17 protein-coding genes are annotated in these 18,607 nt (G+C 63.4%); 11 read left to right on the top strand and 6 right to left on the bottom strand.

The window, feature by feature from the left end; all coding sequences use genetic code 11:
- Nucleotides 1-171 precede the first annotated feature (171 nt).
- The 4 genes from AC0CMF_RS04915 to AC0CMF_RS04900 all read left to right on the top strand — a co-directional run bounded on the left by AC0CMF_RS04915 (nucleotide 172) and on the right by AC0CMF_RS04900 (nucleotide 5,912).
- Nucleotides 172-1,125: a helix-turn-helix transcriptional regulator gene (locus AC0CMF_RS04915; RefSeq protein WP_058900015.1), complete on the top strand. Its 954-nt coding sequence runs from the start codon at nucleotides 172-174 to the stop codon at nucleotides 1,123-1,125.
- Nucleotides 1,126-1,291: 166 nt separating this feature from the next.
- Nucleotides 1,292-2,278 carry a hypothetical protein gene (locus AC0CMF_RS04910; RefSeq protein ID WP_058900852.1) on the top strand — a complete coding sequence of 329 codons (987 nt, stop codon included), beginning with the start codon at nucleotides 1,292-1,294 and terminating at the stop codon, nucleotides 2,276-2,278.
- 14 nt (nucleotides 2,279-2,292) lie between these two features.
- Entirely contained in the window at nucleotides 2,293-5,043 is a 2,751-nt protein-coding gene (locus tag AC0CMF_RS04905; RefSeq protein WP_058900014.1) for a vWA domain-containing protein, read from the top strand.
- A 2-nt stretch (nucleotides 5,044-5,045) separates the two neighbouring features.
- A complete protein-coding gene (locus AC0CMF_RS04900; RefSeq protein ID WP_058900013.1) occupies nucleotides 5,046-5,912 on the top strand; it encodes a hypothetical protein in 867 nt (288 codons plus the stop codon).
- A 36-nt stretch (nucleotides 5,913-5,948) separates the two neighbouring features.
- Here the strand turns inward: AC0CMF_RS04900 and AC0CMF_RS04895 are convergent, their stop codons facing one another.
- Complete coding sequence (locus AC0CMF_RS04895) at nucleotides 5,949-7,094, bottom strand: GGDEF domain-containing protein (protein ID WP_058900012.1); 1,146 nt, start codon at nucleotides 7,092-7,094, stop codon at nucleotides 5,949-5,951.
- Nucleotides 7,095-7,386: 292 nt separating this feature from the next.
- Between AC0CMF_RS04895 and AC0CMF_RS04890 the strand changes: the two genes are divergently transcribed.
- Nucleotides 7,387-8,508, top strand: a complete 1,122-nt coding sequence (locus AC0CMF_RS04890) for a GGDEF domain-containing protein (protein ID WP_374628379.1) — start codon at nucleotides 7,387-7,389, stop codon at nucleotides 8,506-8,508.
- Nucleotides 8,509-8,540: 32 nt separating this feature from the next.
- Here AC0CMF_RS04890 and AC0CMF_RS04885 read toward each other — a convergent pair whose 3' ends face one another.
- Complete coding sequence (locus AC0CMF_RS04885) at nucleotides 8,541-9,215, bottom strand: GntR family transcriptional regulator (protein WP_082676173.1); 675 nt, start codon at nucleotides 9,213-9,215, stop codon at nucleotides 8,541-8,543.
- Between the two features lie 53 nt (nucleotides 9,216-9,268).
- Complete coding sequence (locus AC0CMF_RS04880) at nucleotides 9,269-9,970, bottom strand: GntR family transcriptional regulator (protein ID WP_472481092.1); 702 nt, start codon at nucleotides 9,968-9,970, stop codon at nucleotides 9,269-9,271.
- Nucleotides 9,971-10,125: 155 nt separating this feature from the next.
- On the opposite strand from AC0CMF_RS04880, the gene AC0CMF_RS04875 reads away from it, so the two are divergent.
- The 6 genes from AC0CMF_RS04875 to AC0CMF_RS04850 all read left to right on the top strand — a co-directional run bounded on the left by AC0CMF_RS04875 (nucleotide 10,126) and on the right by AC0CMF_RS04850 (nucleotide 16,784).
- Nucleotides 10,126-11,088: a Bug family tripartite tricarboxylate transporter substrate binding protein gene (locus AC0CMF_RS04875; protein WP_122519958.1), complete on the top strand. Its 963-nt coding sequence runs from the start codon at nucleotides 10,126-10,128 to the stop codon at nucleotides 11,086-11,088.
- A 134-nt stretch (nucleotides 11,089-11,222) separates the two neighbouring features.
- Nucleotides 11,223-11,768, top strand: a complete 546-nt coding sequence (locus tag AC0CMF_RS04870) for a tripartite tricarboxylate transporter TctB family protein (RefSeq protein WP_050471702.1) — start codon at nucleotides 11,223-11,225, stop codon at nucleotides 11,766-11,768.
- A gap of 12 nt (nucleotides 11,769-11,780) precedes the next feature.
- Nucleotides 11,781-13,298, top strand: coding sequence for a tripartite tricarboxylate transporter permease (locus tag AC0CMF_RS04865; RefSeq protein WP_050471701.1), 1,518 nt, complete (start codon nucleotides 11,781-11,783; stop codon nucleotides 13,296-13,298).
- Nucleotides 13,299-13,397: 99 nt separating this feature from the next.
- On the top strand, nucleotides 13,398-15,140 hold the full coding sequence (araD, locus tag AC0CMF_RS04860; protein ID WP_374628374.1) for an L-arabinonate dehydratase: 1,743 nt from the start codon (nucleotides 13,398-13,400) through the stop codon (nucleotides 15,138-15,140).
- A 9-nt stretch (nucleotides 15,141-15,149) separates the two neighbouring features.
- Nucleotides 15,150-16,049: a dihydrodipicolinate synthase family protein gene (locus AC0CMF_RS04855; RefSeq protein ID WP_374628373.1), complete on the top strand. Its 900-nt coding sequence runs from the start codon at nucleotides 15,150-15,152 to the stop codon at nucleotides 16,047-16,049.
- A gap of 9 nt (nucleotides 16,050-16,058) precedes the next feature.
- On the top strand, nucleotides 16,059-16,784 hold the full coding sequence (locus tag AC0CMF_RS04850) for a ribonuclease activity regulator RraA (RefSeq protein ID WP_374628372.1): 726 nt from the start codon (nucleotides 16,059-16,061) through the stop codon (nucleotides 16,782-16,784).
- Nucleotides 16,785-17,198: 414 nt separating this feature from the next.
- Here AC0CMF_RS04850 and AC0CMF_RS04845 read toward each other — a convergent pair whose 3' ends face one another.
- The 3 genes from AC0CMF_RS04845 to AC0CMF_RS04835 all read right to left on the bottom strand — a co-directional run bounded on the left by AC0CMF_RS04845 (nucleotide 17,199) and on the right by AC0CMF_RS04835 (nucleotide 18,224).
- The gene (locus AC0CMF_RS04845) at nucleotides 17,199-17,579 is read right to left on the bottom strand and encodes a DUF6481 family protein (RefSeq protein WP_050471697.1); all 381 of its coding nucleotides are present in this window, start codon (nucleotides 17,577-17,579) and stop codon (nucleotides 17,199-17,201) included.
- Between the two features lie 77 nt (nucleotides 17,580-17,656).
- The gene (locus AC0CMF_RS04840) at nucleotides 17,657-17,881 is read right to left on the bottom strand and encodes a hypothetical protein (protein ID WP_050471696.1); all 225 of its coding nucleotides are present in this window, start codon (nucleotides 17,879-17,881) and stop codon (nucleotides 17,657-17,659) included.
- Nucleotides 17,882-18,014: 133 nt separating this feature from the next.
- Nucleotides 18,015-18,224: a cold-shock protein gene (locus AC0CMF_RS04835; RefSeq protein WP_026355832.1), complete on the bottom strand. Its 210-nt coding sequence runs from the start codon at nucleotides 18,222-18,224 to the stop codon at nucleotides 18,015-18,017.
- Nucleotides 18,225-18,607: the final 383 nt, after the last annotated feature.

Here is an 18,607-nt window from a genome sequence, read left to right as displayed (position 1 = left end):
CAGAGGTTGTCCTTGCTGCCCGCAGATCCGCTCTGGCTGCTCCGGGAAACCGTGAAGATCCTGCGTGCAGCTTCCCAAGCGTGACTTTCGTCACAGGCCGCGCAGTCCCGTATTTGCTATGGTCCTTTCAAGCAGAAAGCCGGGCTGGCGCTTCTGCGGGGAGGGGGCAGCATGGCGATCCTGTCGATACGGTCGAAAGACTTCAGCCGCGCGCGGCGCGTGGAAGAGTTCCGCAACGTGGTCGCCACTATGACCAAGGTGGACTTCATCCCCGATGACCGGCAGGACTTTCACTCCGAAACATCCATTGCCGTGATGCCGGGACTTATCGTCGGCCATGGGCGGCATTCCGCCTCCACTGCGGTGCGCAGCCAGAGCCACGCGGCCGATTGCAGCGATGACGTGATGTTCCACATCCCGCTCGCTGGCGGCGGCACGATCCTGCAGACCGGCGGGTGCGAGGAAACACTGCGTCCGGGCCTCGTCTATGCCGATCCGGGCGATGTGCCGGGCACCGTGCGCTTTGGCGGGGAGCAAATGGAGGGCATCTATGTGTCCATCCCCCGGGTGCATCTGGGTCCGGCGGCAGCGGGGCTCGATGCGGTGCTGCGCCGCGCCGCGCCGCTGACGCCGCAATGGCGGCTGTTTCTCGGCTATGCCCGCATGCTGCATGACGAACTGCCCGCGCTTGCCCCTGAAGAGGCGGCGCAATGCGTGACGCATGTGCAGGATCTGGCGCTGATGGCCCTTGGCGCCACGCGGGAGGCAGCAGAGGCGGCCGCAGGACGGGGGCTGAGGGCCGCCCGGCTGAAGCAGGTGAAGGCGGAGATCGAGCGCAGCCTCGTGGCGCCCGGCCTCAGCGCGGACAGGGTCGCCGCGCGTCTTGGCCTTTCCCCGCGCTATGTGCGGGCTCTGTTCGAGCGCGAGGGCACGTCCTTCCGGGATTATGTGGCCGCACGGCGTCTCGCCATGGCCCACCGCATGCTGACGGATCCGGCCTGTCAGCATCTCAACATTGCACAGATTGCCCTGGAGGCCGGGTTCGGTGATCTGTCCTGGTTCAATGCCCGTTTCCGCCAGACCTATGGCATGACCCCAAGAGATGTGCGGGCGCACCGGTTCTAAGGTCATATGCAGGGAGATTGGCCCATGTTTGTGCCGTAGTCCCCGCAAACAAGTGCCGGGGGCCCCAAGACGGCCCCGGCCGCTCATCCTAGTCTTTTTTCACGATGCAGCTGCCTGCCTCCTTGCCGGCGGGCAGGGTCTGCATGGCCATTCGAGGATGTTCCGGATGTGGGATTTCAGCCTGACAGGTGCCTTCGCACTCATGGCGCGCACCGCGCCCTTTCTTCTTTTCCGCATGGCCGTCTATTTCGGCATGGCCTGCGCCTATGTCATCGCAACAGGCACGGGCGCGGCCATCGGCTATGGTGCCGGCCAGCTGGGCGATGAGGATTTCCTGGCCTCCAGCACGGCGCTGGGGGGCATTGCCGGCTTTGGCCTTGTGGCGGCGGTGCTCTATCTGCTGCGCGAATATGTGCTCTACATCGTCAAGGCCGGGCACATTGCCGTTCTGGTCGAACTGATGGACGGCCGGCCCCTGCCGGAAGGGGAGGGGCAGGTGGCCTATGGCAGCCGCATGGTGCGCGAGCGCTTTGCGCAGGCCAGCCTGCTTTTCGGCATCGACCAGCTGGTCAAGGGCGTGATTTCCGCCATCGCCGGGCTGATCGAGGGCATTGCTTCGCTTCTGCCCATTCCCGGCCTGCAGGCGGCGGCGGGGCTGCTGCGCAACTTCCTGAAAGTCGCCATTGGCTTCACGGACGAGGTGATCCTTGCCCACGCCATGCGCACCCGCGCGGCCAATCCCTGGGCCTCGGCGGAAGAGGCGCTGGTGCTCTACGGGCAGAACTACAGGACCATGTTCCGCAACGCCGCCTGGCTGGCCGTGATGATCTATGGCCTGTCCTTCCTGGTGTTTCTGCTGGCGCTCGCCCCGGCGGCCGCCCTTGTCTATCTGATGCCCGGCGCGCTCAGCGCGGGTGGCCTCGTTTTTGCCGTTCTCTTTGCCTGGGCCTTCAAGGCGGCGCTGCTGGAGCCGCTGGCCATCACCTGCATGATGCAGGTCTTTTTCAGAACAACCGAAGGACAGGTGCCGGATCCGGCCTGGCGTGCCCGGCTGCAGGATCTGTCGGGCAAGTTCAGGGAGATTGGCGGCAAGGCGCGCGACTGGGCGTCAGGACGCGCTGGCGCTGCCCGCTCCACCGCTGCATCCGCATGAGGAGATTACCGGTGATGAAGAGCATCCAACTCAGAACCGCAGTCCTGCTGGCGGCATCCGCCGTCTGCCAGCCACTGGCTGCCACGGCGCAGGAGGCGCCGCGCACCATCATCGTCATGGACGGCTCCGGCTCCATGTGGGGCCAGATCGACGGGCGCGCCAAGCTGGAGATCGCCCGCGAGGCGGTGGCCAGGGTGGTGCAAGGCATCCCTGTGCAGCAGGAACTGGGGCTGCTGGCCTATGGCCACCGGACCAAGGGCAATTGCAGCGACATCGAGCTTCTGGTGCCGCCCGGACAGGGCACGGGCCCTGCGATTGTCGATGCGGTCAATGCCATGCGGTTTCTCGGCAAGACGCCGCTTTCGGCTGCCGTGCGCCAGGCGGCGGAGGCGCTGCGCTATGGCGAGGAAAGCGCCACGGTTGTCCTTGTCACCGACGGGCTGGAAACCTGCGAGGCCGACCCTTGCGCACTGGCATCCGAGCTGGAGGCGGCCGGCGTCAATTTCACCGCGCATGTGGTGGGGTTCGGCCTGACGAAGGAGGAGGGCGCTCAGGTGGCGTGCCTGGCTGAAAACACCGGCGGGCGCTACATCGAGGCGGCCAATGCGGGCGAATTGGTCAGCGCCCTGACCGAGGCCATCAGCATGGAGCCGCCGAAGGCGAACACCCATTTCCCGGGCAAGCCCTTGATGCCTGCCATCCAGCTTCAAGCAACGGGCGGGGCGATTGGCGCAGAATCTGCCGCACCCGGCCAGCCGGATTTTCCCCGCACCGGCACGGCAGAGGACTGCCGCGCCCTGGCGGAGGCGGATGCTGCAGCCGCAGCCTGGATGTTTGAACCGCCTGGCAGCTATTTCGTCGAAGAGCCGCGCTGCCGCCTTTACGGCTATTCGACCGAGATGGACTGGGCCGTTTATCCGCCGGAAGACGGCTGGGTCTCCGGGTTCAAACCGGATGCTATCCTCTTTGTCCGGCCGCTTGAAGAACCGGCATATCAGCCTGGCAAGGCGGGCATGATCAACCGGGGCCCTTATGCCGTGGGGAGCGTGCAGATTGACCTCGGCGTGAGCGTTGAAGGAACAGAAACAGGCGGTGCAGCTCTTGCTCTGAGGCTTTATCCGGTGGGCAGCACCAGTTCCGATGGGGTCATCACCTACAGCACGGTCGAAGGCTCGCAAGGGGGCAAGGACGCCGGTATCAACCTCGATGCGCCTGGTCAGTATCTGCTCAGGCTCGAAACCTGGGGCGGCGAAGTCCTCGACGAGATGGTGATCGATGCTGCGGCTGATCCGGCCGTGATCCTTACAGCGCCGTCTGCTGCGGCTCCCGGTGCGCCCATCGCGGTTGAAACACAGGGCCGCCAGCTGCGCCTCGACCGGATTGAAATCTGGCAGGGAGATGGCCGGCACGACTGGGGGCGCAGCCTGAGTGAACTGGCCGCCGGTGAATCCCTGCTGGCCCCCTCAGAGCCGGGAACTTACGATCTTGTTTACATGGGGTATAACGCCGCCGGTGAATATGCCGAATTCGCCCGTATCCCGGTTGAGGTCCGCAAGCTGGACAAAACGGAAGGCGAGACGCAAGGCAGGCAAAAGGTGGCGGATGCCGGTTCTGCAACAGGTGCAAAAGAGGATGTGGCCTATTCCTGTGATGGGCCTGCGCCTTGCCCCGTGACGGATGGTGCGACCGGTCTTTCCTTCCTGCTGCCGGCGGGCTGGTGGACGGATCAGCCCACGTCAGAGGGATACACAACCGGCGCACAGGCCGCAGGTGAGAATTTTCCGCCGCGGGTCACTTTCTTCCGGCACGGTTCCGGTGACGCTTTGGTGCTTGGGCCGCGCCAGTGGGTGGCCATGAACGGGCCCTGCGAGGATGCGGGCGCCCTTGGCCCCTTCTGCATGTTCGAGAGCGCCGATCCTCAGGTGCTGGCGGCCTTTCAGCTGGTCCGCGCCACGCTGAAATGGGAACAGTCTCAGGCGTCAGCACCTGCCGCGCCGGGCTGCGCAGATGCTCAAGGCCATGGCCCTGATGCTTGCGAAGGCGGCAAGGAGGCAGGCGGCAAGGCCTTTGCGGATTATCCCCACCGCTGCCTGCCCGGTGACAGGACGGCTGACGGCTGCAGCATGCGCGATGCCGCCACCGGTCTGACTTTCGATTTGCCGGAAAACTGGGTGGCGGATGTGACACCCGCATCGCCGTTGCCGCGTGCCGAGTTTGCCGAACAGGCAGGGTCTGCCCATTCGCTCTGGCTCAACCCGGCCGATTGGCCGCAGGGTGACCGGGGGTGTTTCCTGACCCGTGCCGGGCAATTGTGCACTGACCCGGACCGGATTGACGAAGCGCTGGCCCGTGACCTGCAAAAGCTGCAAGTCACCTTGACCACCGGAGAGGTTCTGCGCCGCTGCGGCAATGAGGATTGCACCTTCGAGCAGCGCAATCCAGCATTCGCCGGAAAGCTGCCGGCGGGCTGGTCGGTTGAGGTGGCAAGGCCACTGGCTGATGGCAGGCTTTCCGCGTGGTTCTTCGACCAGGACGGCGGCGGCAACTTCAAGCTGGCCGGGCTGAACAAAGACGGCGGTGAAGCATGCCGGCAAACACCGCTCGGCGCACTGTGCGAATTCACACCGTATATCTCGACACAGGAGATGGACCTGATCGCGGCCAATTTCTCCGGTGGATCGACGCCGTCCAGGGCGTTGCCGTCCGCCGTTCAAGTTGATGCGGCGACCCTCGATACGGTTCTCTCAATCCTGCGGAGCCGCTGACCATGTCCATTTCACGCAATCTTCACTGTCTGCTCCTTGCCGGTCTCGGTCTTGCGGTGGTGCCAGTGGCAGCAGAGGCGTGCCACCCTCCGGTGGTCGTGATCGGCGCGGATAGAACGCCGTCTTATCTGTCGCCCGAGCGCAATCTGACCGGTGAGTTGGAGGCTCTGTTTGGCACCGCGCCGGACGGGCTTGCAACGCTGATTGTCGACGTGCCGAACCGGACCGGCTACTGGCTTTCCCGACAGGGGGGCTTGCCGCTGACGGACGCGATGGTACTGCTCGGCGCAGACACGACTTTCCGCTATGGCGGACCGGACAATTGCGCCCCCCAGGATGTGGAGCTGGTGCTCCTGCCCGGCGGTAAGCCTTTCAATCCCATCGAGCTTTTCCCAGGGGAAGCCGGTCATGGCCCGCAACCGCTCTCCGGTCTCTGGCAAGCTAGGCTTGGCGAAACGCGCCTTGAGGGCTGCCCGCCAATGATGCAGCACGCGTTTCCCCAGTCTCCCGGCGCTCTGCCACCAGAGTTGACCGCGCCACGGAGGCTGGAATTCAAGGTGCCGTTCCATCCTGATCAACTTGAGATAACCCGTAGCCTGTCTGCAGGGGGGAGCAGCCCTGTCGTCTGGCGTAACGCAGGAACTGACAGCTGGCAAACGGAAGTCTTCCCGCAGTTGTTTGATCAGATTCCGGCGGGGCAGGGGGCAGGCAGCAAGCTGAACTGGAACTTGACGGTCAAAAGCAGGGCGCAGATCGATCATGTTTCGACCCTGCAGATCGTTTTGCCGAAGGAAGCTGCGGCTGTCATGGGCAATACAGCTCACTGCCGTATGATCAGCCGCAACGCTTGGGTGCGAGTCGGAGACTGAGAAGCTTCGGCCATGATATGGGGGCTGGCGGTTGGGCTAACTGGCTGCCGCCAGCTTGACCCTGTTCCGTCCGGCATTCTTGGCTCTGTAAAGCGCCTGATCGGCGAGGCGGCAGGCCTCCGCAAGACTGGTCTGGAAGGGCACCGGCGCAACGCCGAAGCTGGCAGTCACTTTGAGGCCATGCGGCAGGTCCGGCAGAGACATGACCTCCAGCCGCAAGCGCTGCGCAATCTGGACGGCGGCATCGATCTCCGTTCCCGGCAGGAACAGGGCGAATTCCTCCCCGCCCATGCGGCCGGCCACAGCTTTGATCCCCGCACAGGCGCGCAGCCGCTCGCCAAAACCCCTGATCACGGCATCGCCGGTATGGTGGCCGAACGTGTCGTTGATCTGTTTGAAATGATCCAGATCGCACAGGATGATGGCGTGGGGGCCATGCGGATCCTCGCGCAGCAACGCATCGACCCGCCGGTCAAATCCGCGCCGGTTGGCAAGGCCCGACAGACTGTCGAGCTCTGATTGCGTCTGCTGCAGGGCCATGATCTCGAGAACGAGTTTCGCCAGCAGGGTCAAACCTGTCGCGACCATCAGGACAGCCGTCAGGCTCTGCGAGATGAGCGCATAGTTCGTGTGAACATAGTCCTTGGCCGTGCTGCCGGCTCCGAAGACGACAGCCAGCCCGGCCTTGGCCAGGAAATGCAGGCCGGTGACCAGCAGCAGGAGGCCGAGAAACCGGTCAAGCCCCGTGCGGTGCGGAGCGAACAACACGACAAGGGCGCCAGCAAGCACCGTGATGGCAAAGGGCGCCTGATAAAGGAAAGCGTGAAGCGGCGTGCCTCGTGGCAGATCATAAATGATGTAACCGAGAAAGAGGCTTGCGGAGAGGAAGATGGCAATGCCCCTGCCATCGATCCGGCGGCGGTACATTTCACCGATCCCGGCCGTCATCATGGTCAGCCCGAACAGGACCGACGCAAAGGCTCCCAGCGCCCACAGCCGGGGCGGCCCCGCATAGGCGACGAGCAGTTCGCACAGGGCCGAGAGTGAAGCCACACAAAATCCCGCGCCAATCCATCTTGCCGCAAGAGGAAACTGGCTGCGCCGGGCGGTGACAAAGAAGACGGCGCTGAACGACAGGGCGACAGCGAAGTTCACCATCAGGAAAAATGCTGCGCCGTTCATTGTCATGCCGCCATGATAGCATGGTGTGCTTGTGTCCGCCCACCGTTTGTCCGCCTTGGATAATGCGCAAGTGTGAAGGCTTTCCTGCCTTTTTGGTGTCCGTTCATCTGAAATGCAGAGCGATCAGGACTTGTAATATTTATATGTGTTACGGGCTTGATCTGCGTACGGCAGGCTGCATTCAACGGAAACTGCATTTACGTCAGCATGCCTGGCCACGCCGCCGGTTCACTCAAAAGTAGCTCTTCTGCAGTATCCGCTGAACTATGTTTGGCTGGTTCCCGGATTGAAGATGGATCTTGCGACGGTTCTCCTGCTCTACAAGTCCTCGTTGATGGTTGGGGCGGTCTGTTTTGCCTATATGCGCTGCCGGTCGCAGGAACCGGGACTGGACTTTCTGGCAGCGGGCTTTGCGGTGCTTGCCTTTGGCTCGACACTCGCCGGGTGGGGGGAGCAGGGGCTGGTGGCCTTCGTCACGTGGACGATGGGCAGCTTTACAGCCGGGGCAGGCGGATATGCGCTGATTGCTGCGGGGCTGGTGCAACTGAGCAGCCGCCGCCGGTGGGTGGGGGACTGGGCAGCAGGTGCCGCCGCGCTGGCGCTCGTCCTTCTGGTCTGGCGGATGGAGTGGTACGCGGACAATACCGTGCGGGCTGTGCTGTTCAATCTGACCACTGCCGTTTATCTGGCCGCCGCTGCGCTGGTCATCTTCCGGGATTATCTGCGGGATCGTCTGCCGGCCCGCTTCGGCCTGCTGGGGGCGCTGCTGACGTCCATCGTGTTCGCCGGTCTGGCGGCGCTGGCGCTGGGAGCCCCGGAATTCGGCCTGCCCGATCCGCGCCAGTCCTTCTTCATGCTGATCATCTGCCAGTTCGCCATTGCGCTTTTCGTGGTGGTGCTGGTGCAGGAGCGGGCGGAGGCCAAGCTGAAGCGTCTGGCCAACACCGACGCGCTCACCGGCGTGCCGAACCGGCAGCATTTCCTCGCGTCGCTGCCGCAGCACCTGCAGCCGGGTGACGCCTTCATCATGCTGGACATCGACCATTTCAAGAGCATCAACGACCGTTTCGGCCACGAGGCCGGAGATGTTGTGCTGACCGGTGTGGCGCAGGCGATCGCAGGCGCCGCCGGTCCGCGCGCGCTTCTGGGCCGCCTCGGCGGCGAGGAGTTCTGCCTGTTCCTGCGCGGCCAGACGCAAGAGACCGCCCTTGCCGGGGCCGAACAGATTCGTCAGGCCGTGAAATCCCTTTCGTTCAACCCCGGCGCTGACACCATCACCACCAGCGCCAGTCTTGGCATAGCGGTCTGGACCGGGACGGAAGACGCCCGCGCCTTGCGGCACAAGGCCGACGAGGCGCTTTACCTTGCCAAACACCGCGGCCGCGACAAGGCGGTGCTGTTCAACGCCGGCTGATATCAGACCCCGGTGAGCTGGTATTGCTCCCCTCAGCGGAAATAGGCCGGCATGGTGTTGCGCAGGTCGCCGGCAATGGCGATGGATTGCGAGAGATGCCCGCTCATGGCCTCGGCGGCCTGGGCCGGGTCCGCAGCCTTGAGGCAGCCGATGATCTGCCGGTGATCGCGCAGGATCTGGGCTGCCTTGCCGCCCACCGGCAGGTGCAGGGCACGGATCCTGTCGATGTGCATGCTCTCCCGGCGGATGACGCCGTAGACATGCATCATCCTGGCCGAGACGAACAGCTCCTGATGAAAGCGTTTGTCGAGCGCTGCAAAGGTTGCAAGGTCGGACGGGGCGCTTTTTTCCTGCAGTTGCAGGATGGTTTCAAGCGCTTCGATCAGCAGGGGATCCGGCCTTGCGGCCAGCTGCCGGACAAGTGCGCATTCCACGGAACTGCGCAGGAAATGCGCCTGGCGGGCCTGTTCGAGATCGATCAGGCTGACGATCGTCCGTGACTGCGGGAAAATCTCCACCAGCCCGTCTTCCTGCAGCTTCAGCAGCATGTCCCGCACGGGCGTTGAACTGACGCCGTAATGGTCCTGCAACTCCTTGCGTGACAGACTGCGCCCGGGCTCAAGCTCCAGGCTGACGATGCGCTGGCGCATGTCTTCGGCAAGCTCGAGCGCCGGGTGTTGCGCCGCGGCCAGGCGGGTTGGCTGCATGGTCACCTCATTTTCTCAAGCACTGTCGCGGCGGCCGGGGGGGCGGCATGCGGTCATTCCTGTCCGGGCGCGGCGGATGCGGCGCGGGCATCCGGCAAACGGAACAGTTCGGGCCGCTGTGTCTCCAGTTCGGCGATATAGAGGATGGCGCCCGAGATATGGCTGCGCAAGGCCGCCCCCGCAGCTGCGGCATCCCGGTTCCGCACGGCGTTCAGAATGGCCTCGTGCTCTTCGATCAGGCGCGGGATCTTGCCCGGCTGCGGTGCCTGAAGATGCCGCACCCGGTCGAGATGCGCCTTCTTCGCGTGGATGATCGACCACACGCCCTCCAGCCCGGCCAGCTTGAAGATCTGCCGGTGAAACTGGTCATCCAGCGGCAGGAAGGACGACAGATCGCCGCGCGACAACAGCAGCTTTTGTTCAAGCAGGATCTCTTCCATGCTGGACAGGTCAAGGCTACCGGCCTCGCAGAGCAGGCGAAGGGCGGCCGGTTCCAGATTGTCGCGCAGGAAATGCGCCTCGCGGATCGCGGCGGCATCCAGCGGCGCAACAAAAGTGGCATGCTGGGGCGCAACGGTGACGAGGCCGCTCTGCACCAGCCTCAGCACCGCTTCGCGCAAGGGCGTGCGGCTGATGCCGAAACGTTCGCAGATGGCCCGTTCGGGAAGGGTGGAGCCGGGCAGCAGCTCGACATCGACGATCTGCCTGCGCAGTTCGTCATAGACCTCGTCCGTCATTGTCCGCCGCCGCGCCATGCTGCCGTCACCACTCAGATTCTCTGGACCGATTGATACATTTTCCCGGCCCGATTGTCCCGCTTGCCGGATTTCAGGGTTGTCACTGATACACAAATATATTAGTGCATCAATAGCGGGCGTTCCACGGCCTGCGATTTAGGGAGGAGAGAGTGGTGAGATCAGCTATTTTTGCGATGTCTGTCGCAGCCATTGCCATGGCCACAGGACCTGCTGCAGCGCAGGGCGACTGGCCGTCGCGTCCCATCAACGTCATCATCGGTGCCAGCCCGGGCGGCGACACCGATTTCAACGCCCGCACCTTTGCCAAGTATTTCGAGCAGGTGACGGGCAGCCAGATGGTCATCACCAACATGCCGGGCGGCGGAGCCACCATCGCGACCTCCTCGGTTCGTGATGCCGATCCCGATGGCTACACGATGCTCTTCGGCCACACCGGGCATCTGATCGTGACGGAGGTCTCCGGCCTCGCCGATTACGGCATCGATGATTTCGAGATCTGCTGCATTCCGGCCATTGACCAGGGCGCAGTCTTCGTGACCAGCGAGCAGTCCGGCATCTCGACGATGGACGAACTGCTGGCAAAGACCAAGGCGGATCCTGCTGCCGTCATCTACGGAACGGAGCTTGGCGGCTACTCGCACCTGCAGGGCCTTTTGTTCTCCAAGGAAACCGGTGCGCAGATGCGTATCGTCGACACCGGTTCAGCTGCGGAGAAGATTGCCTCGCTTCTGGGCGGGCGCATTGATGTCGCCGGCATCGCCTATGGCGCGGTGAAGGACTATCACGCCGCCGGCCAGATGAATGTGCTCGGCCAGCCGAACCAGGAGCGCAATCCGCTCCTCGGCGAGATTCCGACCTTCGTGGAGCAGGGCGCAGAGTTCGTCATGAACAACCCCTATATCATCGCCTTCCCGAAGGGTACGGATCCGGCCATCGTCAGCAAGATGGACGAAATCGCGGCAAAGATCGTTGAGATCCCCGAGTATGCGAAGGATCTGGAGCAGGGCTTCCGCCAGCCGGTGAGCTACTACAGCCAGGACGAGGCGAAGACGCGGCTGAACGCCATCCGCGAGAACTACATGCAGTACAGGGAAGCGCTGCAGGCCGCGCGCTGATTGCACATGGGAGAAGGGCATCCGGCGGATTTGATCTGCCGGTGCCGTGCAATCTGCTGATGGAAGTGTGCAGTCAGGCCGGGATGCCTCCGGAACACCGGGTGCTGCCTGACTGCCGGAACGGGAGGGGAGCCATGTCTCTGGGCCGGAACAAGGATGTTCTGACCGGCGTCTGCATGCTGTGCGCTGGTCTTGCATTTTTCTACATGACGGCAGGTTTGCCGCGCCGCGGGACGGTGGACGCCGCGTTCGTCCCTTATGCCCTTTCGATCGGGATGATCTTGCTGGGTGCCATTCATCTGGTGCTCAGCCTGCGTGCGAAAGGGGCGCTGGCACCGGAAGATTGCGCAGATGAAAACCCGGCCATTGGCGCTGCGGCGTCTGATGAGGAGGGCGGCGGACAGGCTGCCGGCCGCGCGCGGCCCGATTATCTCACCGTTGGCGTTTCTCTGGCTCTCATTGCGGTTTTCATCGCTCTGATGCGGCCGCTGGGCTTTGCCATTTCGGCTGCCTTCTATCTTTTCCTGCAGTTTTCCCTGCTGAGCCCCGCAGGCCGGCCGAGGCCGCATTTCATGCATGCCGCGCTCGCCATCGGCATCTCGCTGACGATCTATGTGGTCTTCCGCCAGGGCTTCAACCTGATGCTGCCGGCCGGGCCGCTTGCCCGCCTCATGCCCTGAAGGAGCGGTCTGATGCTTGATATGATCGCAATCGGTATTGCCAATGTCTTTCAGCCGCAACTCGTCCTGCTGATTGCTGCCGGCGTCGTGGTTGGCATCATCTTTGGCGCCGTGCCGGGACTGACCGCTGTCATGGCCATCGCCCTGTGCCTGCCTCTGACCTATGGCATGAGCCCTGCGGCGGGCATGTCGCTGCTGGTGGCGCTTTTTGTCGGGGCGACGTCGGGCGGCTTGATTTCAGCCATCCTGCTGAAGATCCCCGGCACGCCGTCCTCGATTGCAACGACATTCGACGGCTGTCCGATGATGGAAAAGGGCGAGGGGGCAAAGGCTCTGGGCGTCGCCATCGTGTTCTCCTTCATCGGCACGATTTTCTCGATCGCCGCGCTGATGTTCATTGCGCCGTCGCTCGCAAGGGTGGCCCTGTCCTTCGGGCCGCATGAGTATTTCGCCATCGCCGTCTTTTCGCTGACGCTGATTGCCAGCCTCTCCAGCGGGTCGATGGTAACCGGCATCTTTTCCGGTCTCTTTGGCTTTGCCGTGTCAACGGTCGGCATCGCCCCGGTGGAGGCGATCCGCCGCTTCACCTTCGGACAGGTGGAACTCAACGCCGGGTTTTCGATCCTCACCGTCCTTGTCGGCATGTTCGCCATTGCCGAGGTCATCAAGGTGGCGGAGGCTGGCCGGGCAAGGTCTGCCGAAAAGATCGTGATGCCGGTGATGAAAGGCATCCGCGGCTTTGGCTTCAGCGTGAAGGAATTCCTTGGCCAGATTCCCAATGCTTTCCGCTCTGCGCTGATCGGTGTCGGCATCGGCATTCTGCCGGGCATTGGCGCGGGTACGTCGAACATTCTCGCCTATATCGCTGCCAAGAGCCGGTCGAAGACGCCGGAGAAGTTCGGCAAGGGCTCGATCGAAGGCATCGTTGCGCCGGAGACCGCGAACAATGCAGGCATCGGCGGTGCCCTCATTCCGCTTCTGACGCTCGGCATTCCCGGCGATGCCGTGACTGCCATCCTGCTGGGCGGGTTGATGATCCACGGCATCCAGCCGGGGCCGATGCTGTTCATCACGCAAGGCCCGCTTGTCTACACGATCTTTGCAGCGCTGACGCTGTCGGCCATCATGATGCTGGTGGTGGAATTCTACGGGCTGCGGGTGTTCATCAGGCTTCTGGCCATCCCCAAGCACATCCTGTTACCGGTGATCCTGGTTCTGTGTGTCGTGGGTGCCTTTGGGCTCGCCAGCCGCATCTTTGATGTCTGGGCGGTTCTCGGCTTCGGCCTGCTTGGTTACGCCTTCGTCAAGGCAGGCATTCCCACGGCGCCCTTCATCATCGGCTTCATTCTCGGGCCGATGGCGGAAACCAACTTCCGCCGGGGGCTGCAGCTTTCGCAAGGGGAGTTCACCGGCTTCCTGACCAATCCGATATCGGCAACCTTCCTCGGCTTTGCGGCGCTGTCGGTGCTTTGGCAGATCTATCGCGGCATCCGGCCGGCTCCCCGGCGGACTGCAGGTGAGGGGGCATGAGCATGGCTGAAAACTCTCCTGCAGCAGGTGAGGCCACCGTCTCCTTTGCACGCGCCCCATCAGCACACAAACAAGCATAGACTAAAAAAGGACGCCAGAATGACCCCGCGGCCCAGAAAAACCCCTGAAACCTTGCGTTCCTCCCGCTGGTTCGCGCCTGATGACCTGCGCAGTTTCGGCCACCGTTCCCGCATGATGCAGCTCGGATACGCGCCGGAAGAGTTCATCGGCCGTCCGGTGATCGGCATTCTGAACACCTGGTCCGAGCTGAACAGCTGCCACTCGCACTTCCGCGAGAGGGCCAAGGATGTGCGCCGTGGCGTGCTGATGGCAGGCGGTTTCCCCGTCGAGATGCCGTCGCTCTCGGTCGATGAAAGCTTCACCAAGCCCACCTCGATGCTCTACCGCAACATGCTGGCGATGGAGACGGAGGAGATGATCCGTTCGCATCCACTGGATGGCGTGGTGCTGATGGGCGGCTGCGACAAGACCACGCCGGGGCTGGTGATGGGCGCCCTGACGGCTGGCGTGCCGATGATCTATCTCCCGGCAGGGCCAATGCTGCGCGGCAACTATGCCGGACAGCATCTGGGATCCGGCTCGGATGCCTGGAAATACTGGGACGAGCGGCGCGCCGGGAATATCTCCGACGCGGAATGGACCGGCGTGCAGGGCGGTATCGCCCGCTCTCCGGGCGTCTGCATGACCATGGGAACGGCCAGCACGATGACCGCCATCGCCGACGCCATGGGGCTGACGCTGCCGGGCGCCTCCTCCATTCCGGCGGTTGATTCCGGCCACCAGCGCATGGCGGCTGAATGCGGCCGCCGCATCGTGGAGATGGTGTGGGAGGATCTGACGCCGGATCAGATCGTCACCACGGCCTCGGTGCGCAATGCCGCCGTCGTGGCGATGGCGACCGGCTGCTCGACCAATGCCGTGGTGCATCTGATCGCCATGGCCCGGCGTGCCGGTGTCGATCTGACCCTTGACGACCTTGACGAGCTTGGCCGTGTCACGCCGCTGATTGCCAATGTGCGCCCGTCCGGCAAGGACTATCTGATGGAGGACTTCCACTATGCAGGCGGTCTGCGGGCGCTGATGGCGCAGATCCGCGACCGGCTGGCTCTCGATGCGATGACCGTGACCGGCAGGTCCATGGGGGAGAACCTGGAAGGCGCGAAAGTCTACAATGACGACGTGATCCGCCCGCTTTCCAACCCGGTCTATCATGAGGGTTCGCTCGCGGTTCTGCGCGGCAATCTGTGCCCGTCCGGCGCGGTCATCAAGCCGGCGGCCTGCGATCCGCGCTTCCATGTGCATGAAGGCCCGGCGCTGGTCTTCGACAGCTATCCCGAAATGAAGAAAGCCGTCGATGACGAGACCCTCGACGTGACGCCGGACCATGTGCTGGTGCTGCGCAATGCCGGTCCGCTCGGCGGCCCCGGCTTTCCCGAATGGGGCATGCTGCCGATCCCCAAGGCACTGATCAAGCAGGGCCACCGCGACATGCTGCGCATCTCCGATGCCCGCATGTCCGGCACATCCTATGGCGCCTGCGTGCTGCATGCTGCGCCGGAAGCCTATATCGGCGGGCCGCTGGCGCTGCTGCGCAATGGCGATACCGTCCGCCTCGATCTGCCTGCGCGCCGCCTCGACATGCTGGTGGATGAAGCCGAACTTGAACGCCGCCGGGCCGAATGGACCGCGCCGGAGCCCAGGTTCGAGCGGGGCTGGGGCTGGATGTTCTCCAAACACGTGACGCAGGCCGACAAGGGCTGCGACTTTGATTTTCTTGAGCGCGGCTTCGGACGCGCGGCCGGTGAGCCGGACATTTACTAGGAGGCAGACATGGCGGCTACGCTCGCTCAGGCACTCACCGGCATCTCCGGCATTCTGGTCACGCCCTACGATCAGGCGGGGGACATCGCCCCCCGGCGGCTCCTTCCCGTCATTGACCGGGCCCTTGGCGCCGGTGTCCATATGCCGGTGGTGAATGGCAACACGGGTGAGTTCTACGCTCTGACCACGGACGAGGCCTGCACCATGGTGCGGGAGGTTGTGGCCATGGTTGGCGGCCGTGCGCCGGTGCTCGCCGGAGCAGGGCGCGGCATCCGGGATGCGGTGCGGCTGGCAAAGGTTTCGGCTGAGGCAGGGGCGGCTGCGCTCATGGTGCATCAGCCGCCGGATCCCTTCGTCGCGCCGCGCGGCATCGTGGATTATCTGAAGGCGCTCGAGGATGCCTCCGGCGGCCTGCCGATGATGCTCTATCTGCGCAACGATGCCATCGGCACGGCAGCCATCGCCAGCCTTTGCGCCCTGCCGGGCGTGAGAGGGGTGAAGTGGGCCACGCCTAACCCGCAGCGCCTTGCCGAAGCGAAGGCGGCCTGTGATCCGGAAATCGTCTGGGTTGGCGGGCTTGCCGAGGTCTGGGCGCCCACCTTCTATGCCGTCGGTGCGCGTGGCTTCACCTCTGGCCTCATCAATGTCTGGCCGGAGCGGTCCATGGCCATCCATGCGGCGCTGGAGGCTGGCAATTACCCCGTGGCCAATGCGCTGATTGCTGGCATGAAGGTGTTCGAGGACATTCGCGCCGAGGAAATGGCGGGGACAAATGTCACCGGCGTCAAATCCGCCCTGATCGCCCAGGGGCTGGATTGCGGCCCCACGCGCCCGCCCTCTGCATGGCCTCTGACCAAGGCGCAGTCCGAACGTCTCAACCGCTTTCTGTCAGACAACAATCTGCTCTGAGGTGTCATCATGACCAGCTATGTCCTTTCCAATGAAACACGCGAGAAACTGAAGAAGGTTTCGACCGCTTCCGTCGCCACGGCCCTGTACAAGCGCGGTTTGCGCAACCAGTTCGTCCAGGGCGTTTCCCCGATCAACTGGAAGGGAGAGACGATGGTCGGGCAGGCCTTCACCTTGCGCTATATTCCCGCCCGTGAAGACCGCAATCCGCTGACCGTCTTCCGCAACGCCGATCATCCGCAGCGGGTGGCGATGGAAACCTGCCCGCCGGGCTTCGTGCTCGTGATGGACAGCCGCAAGGACGCACGCGCCGCTTCTGCCGGGTCGATCTTGATCACCCGCCTTGCCATGCGCGGCTGCGCAGGCGTCGTCTCCGATGGCGGCTTCCGTGATGCGGAGGGCATCGGCAAGCTGGACATGCCCGCCTATCACCAGCGCCCCAGCGCTCCGACAAATTTGACGCTGCACGAGGCCCTTGACCTCAACGTGCCGATTTCCTGCGGCGATGCTCCGGTGTTTCCCGGTGACGTGATGCTCGGCGATGGCGATGGCGTGATGGTCATTCCGGCTCATCTTGCCGACGAAATTGCCGATGAATGCACCGGCATGGAGAGCTTCGAGGACTTTGTTCTGGAGCAGGTGAAGGGTGGGGCTGCGATCATCGGCCTCTATCCGGCGACGAAGGAAGAGAACCTCGCCAAATACGCCGAATGGCGCGAGAAGACCGGGCGCTGAGAGCCGGTCAAGCCCGTGCGGCGCTTGAGCAATTTCAAGGCGTGATGCGTCAGCATCGAAAGCCTTGGTATAAGGCTCAGCCTGCGGAGCGGCAAAGGTGACGCAGGCTGATCTGGCCCCATCGGGACCTGCATGCAGCCGTGCTGGCCTTCTTCACAAGACCTGTCTCGGCGCTGCTGCTGGCACTGGCTCTGTTCAGCATCATATGGCCGTATCTGAAGGCAAGGCGTGCAAAGGCTGCCATCGCGGGCGGCGGGCGCGGGTGAGCGGAACGGCTTGCATCGGGCCCCGGCGCCGCTTGCGCACCGGGGCTTATATCAATTCCCGATAAGCTTCACCCATTGAGAACGGGTCAGGCCCGTGATGCGTCGGCACCAGAAGCCTTGGTATGAGAGAGGGGGAGGTCCGGAGGCGTCAGGCCTGACGGGCTTTCCGGTTGGCGTAGCGCCGGTCACGCTCGGCCTTGCGGGCGGCTTCGTCTTCCATAACGCGGGCGGCGCGGTTCCTGTCGGCCAGTTCGCGCGCTTCGGTTTCGGCTCTGGCTGCGGCCTCCGCTTCGGCGGCCTTGAGGGCGGCTTCGTTCGCGGCCCGGTTCTGTTCATCCAGCTTTGCCTGTGCGCGTTCGGCCCGGCGTGCATCACGGGCTTCCGCGATCCTGATCCGCTCGGCCTGCTTTGCTTCGCGCTCCGGCCCGGCTGCTTCCTTTGCGGCGCGGTAAGCCTGCACAAGGGCTGCCTTCGCGTCGGAAGCGGTGCTGCGGCGGCCGGAATGGCCGTTGTTCGTCATGTCTCTCAAGTCTTCACTCCATCTGGCGGTTCCGCCTTGGCTTTTTCATGCAAGGTCACCAGCTGCCGGTGCAGCGGGCCTCGCGGTCAGGTTCGTTTGGTCCGTTTGGCGGGAGACTTGGCAGCAACTGCCAGGCTCTCGCTCAGTTCCCTGGCAAGCCGTGCTTCCCGCAGTCTCAGGGTCTTTTCGTCTCGGGCGGCGGTGATCGCATCCAGCTCTTCAAAGGCACGGGTGCGGGCAAAGAACTGCGACTGTTCCCGGCCAAAAGCCGTTTCCGCCTGCTGGCGGGACTTGCTGTGCTTGTCGGTCATGGGGATCCTTCCGGACGTTGCCCGCTGCTGCGGGCAACAAAAAAGGCCAGGCAAACTGCCTGACCTTGTTTGGTCTCATGCTTTCGGCAATGCCAGTACATCCGTGGTCAAGGGAAAGCAGATCCCGGATCTATCAGGCGGCCTGCAGATTGCAGGCAGACATCTTGCCCGACTTGTTGTCGCGCTCCATGTCATAGGAAAGCTTCTGACCTTCCACGATTTCGCGCATGCCGGACCGTTCGACGGCCGAGATGTGGACGAAGGCGTCCGGGCCGCCATTGTCAGGCTCGATGAAACCGAAACCCTTGGTGGAATTGAACCATTTTACTGTGCCAGTGGTCATGATGAACCCTTTCATAGCATAGAGAAAAGCCGCAAGCCCGGAGGCCTGCAAGCGGTGATAACGATGCTTTAGAGGGAGTGTTCGTTCAGCGCGATGTTGATCGCGTGATAACCAAAGCTCAGCAAAAAAGATATCGATGAAAAATACATACGAGTTGCGCGCCGGTTTGTCAATTTTTGTTTTTGAAAAACATGAGCTGGAGCAAAAATACGCAGGGTTTCAGCCGGAAAAACAGTTTTGAATCTTTCCGTTTTTGAACCTGATACAAGCATTTTATCCCTGCAAAGGGCTTAGATTCGTGATCCCGGGCCGCGGCTTCCTCACCGGCGGCGCCAGCCATGGCCCTTCTGAGCTGGGTTGTGTCCTGTTCTGACGGGGCTAGA

It is taken from the genome of Pannonibacter sp. CBAS1226, from assembly GCF_055685825.1.
This window is presented reverse-complemented; position numbering and strand designations above follow the sequence as displayed.

What these genes read in the sequence shown, in the direction of transcription:
- AC0CMF_RS04915 (WP_058900015.1), top strand. Translation starts at nt 172, where the DNA reads ATGGCGATCCTGTCGATACGGTCGAAAGACTTCAGCCGCGCGCGGCGC.
- AC0CMF_RS04910 (WP_058900852.1), top strand. Translation starts at nt 1,292, where the DNA reads ATGTGGGATTTCAGCCTGACAGGTGCCTTCGCACTCATGGCGCGCACC.
- AC0CMF_RS04905 (WP_058900014.1), top strand. Translation starts at nt 2,293, where the DNA reads ATGAAGAGCATCCAACTCAGAACCGCAGTCCTGCTGGCGGCATCCGCC.
- AC0CMF_RS04900 (WP_058900013.1), top strand. Translation starts at nt 5,046, where the DNA reads ATGTCCATTTCACGCAATCTTCACTGTCTGCTCCTTGCCGGTCTCGGT.
- AC0CMF_RS04895 (WP_058900012.1), bottom strand. Translation starts at nt 7,094, where the DNA reads ATGAACGGCGCAGCATTTTTCCTGATGGTGAACTTCGCTGTCGCCCTG.
- AC0CMF_RS04890 (WP_374628379.1), top strand. Translation starts at nt 7,387, where the DNA reads ATGGATCTTGCGACGGTTCTCCTGCTCTACAAGTCCTCGTTGATGGTT.
- AC0CMF_RS04885 (WP_082676173.1), bottom strand. Translation starts at nt 9,215, where the DNA reads ATGCAGCCAACCCGCCTGGCCGCGGCGCAACACCCGGCGCTCGAGCTT.
- AC0CMF_RS04880 (WP_472481092.1), bottom strand. Translation starts at nt 9,970, where the DNA reads ATGGCGCGGCGGCGGACAATGACGGACGAGGTCTATGACGAACTGCGC.
- AC0CMF_RS04870 (WP_050471702.1), top strand. Translation starts at nt 11,223, where the DNA reads ATGTCTCTGGGCCGGAACAAGGATGTTCTGACCGGCGTCTGCATGCTG.
- AC0CMF_RS04865 (WP_050471701.1), top strand. Translation starts at nt 11,781, where the DNA reads ATGCTTGATATGATCGCAATCGGTATTGCCAATGTCTTTCAGCCGCAA.
- araD (WP_374628374.1), top strand. Translation starts at nt 13,398, where the DNA reads ATGACCCCGCGGCCCAGAAAAACCCCTGAAACCTTGCGTTCCTCCCGC.
- AC0CMF_RS04855 (WP_374628373.1), top strand. Translation starts at nt 15,150, where the DNA reads ATGGCGGCTACGCTCGCTCAGGCACTCACCGGCATCTCCGGCATTCTG.
- AC0CMF_RS04850 (WP_374628372.1), top strand. Translation starts at nt 16,059, where the DNA reads ATGACCAGCTATGTCCTTTCCAATGAAACACGCGAGAAACTGAAGAAG.
- AC0CMF_RS04840 (WP_050471696.1), bottom strand. Translation starts at nt 17,881, where the DNA reads ATGACCGACAAGCACAGCAAGTCCCGCCAGCAGGCGGAAACGGCTTTT.
- AC0CMF_RS04835 (WP_026355832.1), bottom strand. Translation starts at nt 18,224, where the DNA reads ATGACCACTGGCACAGTAAAATGGTTCAATTCCACCAAGGGTTTCGGT.